This is a genomic window from Methylophaga sp. UBA1464 (assembly GCF_002325665.1).
Taxonomy (GTDB): Bacteria; Pseudomonadota; Gammaproteobacteria; order Nitrosococcales; family Methylophagaceae; genus Methylophaga.
In genome coordinates this window covers 9,849-14,137 of sequence record NZ_DCSO01000035.1, presented here as the reverse complement: position 1 = coordinate 14,137, position 4,289 = coordinate 9,849, and the positions used below count along the sequence as shown (strand labels likewise).

General features: G+C 45.5%; 5 protein-coding genes and 1 pseudogene. 2 read left to right on the top strand and 4 right to left on the bottom strand.

Features of this window, described 5'->3' with window-relative positions; all coding sequences use genetic code 11:
- Together B3O33_RS03565 and B3O33_RS03560 are read left to right on the top strand one after the other, a co-directional pair.
- Positions 1 to 424 (top strand): annotated as a pseudogene (locus B3O33_RS03565) (TonB-dependent receptor); the annotation flags it as partial.
- Between the two features lie 104 nt (positions 425 to 528).
- Positions 529 to 882: a hypothetical protein gene (locus tag B3O33_RS03560; RefSeq protein WP_292361535.1), complete on the top strand. Its 354-nt coding sequence runs from the start codon at positions 529 to 531 to the stop codon at positions 880 to 882.
- Positions 883 to 890: 8 nt separating this feature from the next.
- Here the strand turns inward: B3O33_RS03560 and B3O33_RS03555 are convergent, their stop codons facing one another.
- From B3O33_RS03555 to B3O33_RS03540, 4 genes are all read right to left on the bottom strand, one after another.
- Entirely contained in the window at positions 891 to 1,652 is a 762-nt protein-coding gene (locus tag B3O33_RS03555; RefSeq protein ID WP_292361534.1) for an SDR family oxidoreductase, read from the bottom strand.
- Positions 1,653 to 1,977: 325 nt separating this feature from the next.
- Positions 1,978 to 3,174: a pyridoxal-phosphate-dependent aminotransferase family protein gene (locus B3O33_RS03550; RefSeq protein WP_292361533.1), complete on the bottom strand. Its 1,197-nt coding sequence runs from the start codon at positions 3,172 to 3,174 to the stop codon at positions 1,978 to 1,980.
- Between the two features lie 42 nt (positions 3,175 to 3,216).
- Entirely contained in the window at positions 3,217 to 4,074 is an 858-nt protein-coding gene (gene purU, locus B3O33_RS03545) for a formyltetrahydrofolate deformylase (RefSeq protein ID WP_292361532.1), read from the bottom strand.
- Between the two features lie 60 nt (positions 4,075 to 4,134).
- Complete coding sequence (locus B3O33_RS03540; RefSeq protein ID WP_292362968.1) at positions 4,135 to 4,287, bottom strand: MazG-like family protein; 153 nt, start codon at positions 4,285 to 4,287, stop codon at positions 4,135 to 4,137.
- Between the last annotated feature and the right edge of the window lie 2 nt (positions 4,288 to 4,289).

Sequence of the window (4,289 nt, the reverse complement as noted above, 5' to 3'; positions counted from 1 at the left end):
CTATGGTGTGGAATTTGGTGCCATTACCGATCTGGTTGATGGTCCGATTCCGCTAAGCATGCGATTATCAGCTGATCATGTGCGCGGCAAACTCAGTGGTGGTGAAGATATACCTCGTATGAGCCCGACACGGGTTGGCATCGGTTTTGATACTTCCTATGCGGATTGGGATTTCAGTCTCGACTATCGCCGAGTCTTTAAACAAACCAAAACCGCTGTCACTGAAAACAATACCAGTGGCTATAACCTGGTCTCGTTTGATGCCAACTGGTCACCGGCCAGTCTGAAAGGTGCTGAAATCTTTATTCAGGGTCGTAACTTGCTTAATGAAGATGGTCGCAGACATACCAGCTTCTTTAAGGATGAATCCCCAATCCTTGGCAGAACCATTTATACCGGAATCCGCTTCGACTTTGGCGGCTAAGGTTAATAGTGTTTTTCCACCCAGAGGCCCGGCGTTGCCGGGCCTTTTTTATGGAGCAAATTCAGGGATTCTGCTAAATTGGCGTTTTGTATGGAAAACAACTAATGGCGTTAATTGAAACCGGCGACGATATCAGTAGCATTAAACTGATTTATATATTCAATCTGGTAGGCTCACTGATTTACCCGATTTTGCTTATTGGTGCTTATGTTGCCTATGAAAAAAAACCGGCAGCAGCCGAATGGCTGCAATCACATTATCAGTTTCAATTAAATGGTTTTTTTATCACATTACTTTGGCTGGTGACTTCCTGGGGACTGCTGTGGACAGGAAATTTATATGGGCTGGCCGTAATGGTGGTATGGATAGTATGGAATATCAGCCGCAGTGTGAAAGGCTGGAAAACATTAAAGGCACAAAAAGCTATTCCCAACCCCAGAAGCTGGTTCTTTGGCTGAGCAGATTGTTAACTGCGATAAATAGCTAACGGACCGGTTGCCTGTTGCGTGGGCATGATTTCCATAGTGGTCACATTCATATGTGCCGGCGTATTCACCAACCACCAGATAGTATCGGCAATATCCTGAGCGGTAAGTGCAACGGTTTTTTCATAAACCTTGTCAGCGCGTTGCTCATTATCTTTAAATCGTACCAGGGAAAATTCTGTTTCTGCATTGCCCGGCTCGATATTAGTGACACGGATTTGTGTACCCAGTAAATCCGCTCGCAAAGCCAGTGAAAACTGTCTGACGAAGGCTTTGCTGGCGCAATAGACATTGCCGCCCGGATATGGCCAGTTTCCGGCAACAGAACCAATATTGATAACATACCCGCTGTTTCTTGTTTTCATGCCCGGCAGAACCAGCCTGGTACAACGCATCAACCCTTTTATATTGGTATCCACCATGCGTTCCCAATCTTCCGGATCAGCGACATAGGCAGGCTCCAGTCCCAATGCCAGACCGGCGTTATTAACCAGAACATCAATCTGCTGAAACTCCTTTGGTAGTTCAAAAAAAGCCTGTTCTGTAGCCTGTCGGTCACTGATATCAAAACAACTGATACAGGTTTGCGTTTCTCCGCCTAACTCCGCCTGCAGACTTTGCAAACGCTCCAGACGACGTCCGGTAATAATCAAACGCCATCCTGCTTTGGCAAACAACCTGGCACAGGCTTCACCGAATCCTGCAGTGGCACCGGTGATCATGATGATTGGGGAAGAATTCATTTTTTACCTTAGAGTTTTTTGAACCACAGAGACACAGAGGGCACAGAGATTTTTTAAACGATGTAACTGTAAACAAACCCGAGTAATTTTAGGGCTTTCTAAATTCTAAAAATAATCCGCAGATTACGCAGATATTTTATCAAGTGTATTAACTCGGGTGTGTCGGGTTACGCTGCGCTAACCCAACCTACATTGTTTTATACTTTAGCTTCATTGAAGCTATTCATAAAAAATTTAATCTGCGTAATCTGTGTAATCTGCGGATATATTAATTAAAAAATCTTTGTGTCCTCTGTGTCTCTGTGGTTAATACAAATTAATAAACTTAGTTGTGATAAATCTTGTTAGCCGCGGATACCGCAACGCCTGAATTAATATTTGCGCCCATATCCGTCAACACCGCATCCAGAGCACCCAGACATAACAGCACATTTTTCTGATTGGCCGCATACCCCATCAGACCAATACGCCATATTTTCCCGGCCATTACGCCTAAACCGGCACCGATTTCCAGACTGTAATCTTTTAACAGACGGCTACGGACAGCAGCATCATCAATACCTTGCGGAATCGTGACCGAATTTAATTGAGGCAAACGGTGAGCTTCATCAACGACAAATTTCAGACCCATCGCTTCAATGCCGGCCTTTAACGCATTGTGATGCAGGCGGTGTCGATTCCAGGCATTTTCCAATCCTTCTTCTCTTAATAACACCAAGGCTTCATGCAAAGCATATAAGGCATTAATTGGTGCGGTATGGTGATAGGCACGTTTAGCCCCCTCCCCCCAATACCCCATCACCAGATTCAAATCCAAAAACCACGACTGCACTTTGGTCTTGCGATTGCGCACAACACCAGCGGCCTTTTCACTGAAACTGACGGGTGATAATCCGGGTGTGCAGGATAAACACTTCTGACTACCGGAATAAATGGCATCAATGCCCCATTCGTCCATCAGAATCGGCGTCCCGCCCAGCGAGGTGACAGTATCCATAATTGTCAGGCAATCATACTGTTGTGCCAGTTGGGCGATAGCTTTGGCATCGGATTGGGCACCGGTAGACGTTTCGGCATGCACAAAGGCGACTAATTTAGCTTCCGGGTGTGCTTTTAAAACCGCTTCCAGTTTATTGATATCTACTGGCTTACCCCACTCGTCTTCCACCATAATGGCAGTCGCGCCACAACGTTCAACGTTTTCTTTCATTCGCCCGCCAAATACGCCGTTTTGACAGATGATCGCGGTATCGCCCGGTTCAAGCAGATTCACAAAACAGGTTTCCATACCAGCAGAACCTGGGGCAGAAACCGGCATTGTTAATGCGTTTTCGGTTTGAAAAGCATATTGCAGCAAGGTTTTCATTTCATCCATCATGCCGATAAATGCCGGATCCAGATGACCAATAGTGGGTCGTGACATGGCTTCGAGAATGCGTGGATTTACATCTGAAGGGCCCGGCCCCATTAATGTGCGCTGCGGTGGATGAAAGCTGCCAATAGAAGTCGATGCTTTTGTCATGTTCTCTCTCTTAATCTGTTTATGTAATCCAGGTTTGAGTTATCAAGCGCCTTCTGCAAAAACAATAGTACGACGCCCGCTGACAATAATACGATGTTCAATATGAGCTTTAACGGCTCGCGCCAGCACCAAACGTTCAATATCTTTTCCAATCATCACTAAATCTTCAGGGCTGTTATCGTGGCGTACCCGTTCAACATCCTGTTCGATGATAGGTCCTTCATCAAGTTCCGCCGTTGCGTAATGTGCTGTGGCACCAATCAGTTTGACCCCACGCTCATAGGCCTGATGATATGGCTTGGCTCCCTGAAAAGCTGGTAAAAAGCCATGATGAATATTAATTACCTTGCCGGCAAACTCTTTGACAAACGGTTCTGACAAAATTTGCATGTAACGCGCCATGACGACCAACTCAATCTTGTATTCGGCTAACAACGCTTTGATCCGGGATTCCTGCTGTTGCTTGGTCTCTTTGGTGATGGGGAGATGATAAAACGGCTTATTGAACTGACGCGCCATCTGTTCCAGATCAGGATGATTACCGATGATAACCGGTATGTCACATTTCAATTCACCTTCCAGCTCTCGCAACAACAGATCATAAGGACAATGGGAAGCCCGGGTCACCAGCAAAGCAACACGATAAGGCATATCGGTGTAATGCACTGACCAGGTCAAATGCATGGTTTCTGCCAATAAACCAAATTGTTTTTGCAGGGTTTCACGAGGTATCTGGCCTTCATCTTCCACCTTAATGCGCATGAAGTAACGGCCGTGATCGGTATCAGTGTATTGCTGACAATGCAGAATATTGTAACCACGCTCTGCGAAAAAACCGGTGATGCCGGCCAGTAAACCTTTTTGATCGGCACATTGAATCAGCAAAACGATGGCTTTCATGGAAGAACAACCTCTGCGGGCATAAAATCAAAGCGCAAATGCTAGCACTTTGCAGCAGGTTTATGAATATTCATTGTATTTGTCAGCCCGGCCTTTGACTTTATCCACCGGGTACTTATTCGCGTTTTTAAGCATTTTCCGTTGTATGGCTTGCTCAAGATTAATATTCAAATCATGACATAGATAACTTAAATACACTGCAACATCGGCAATTT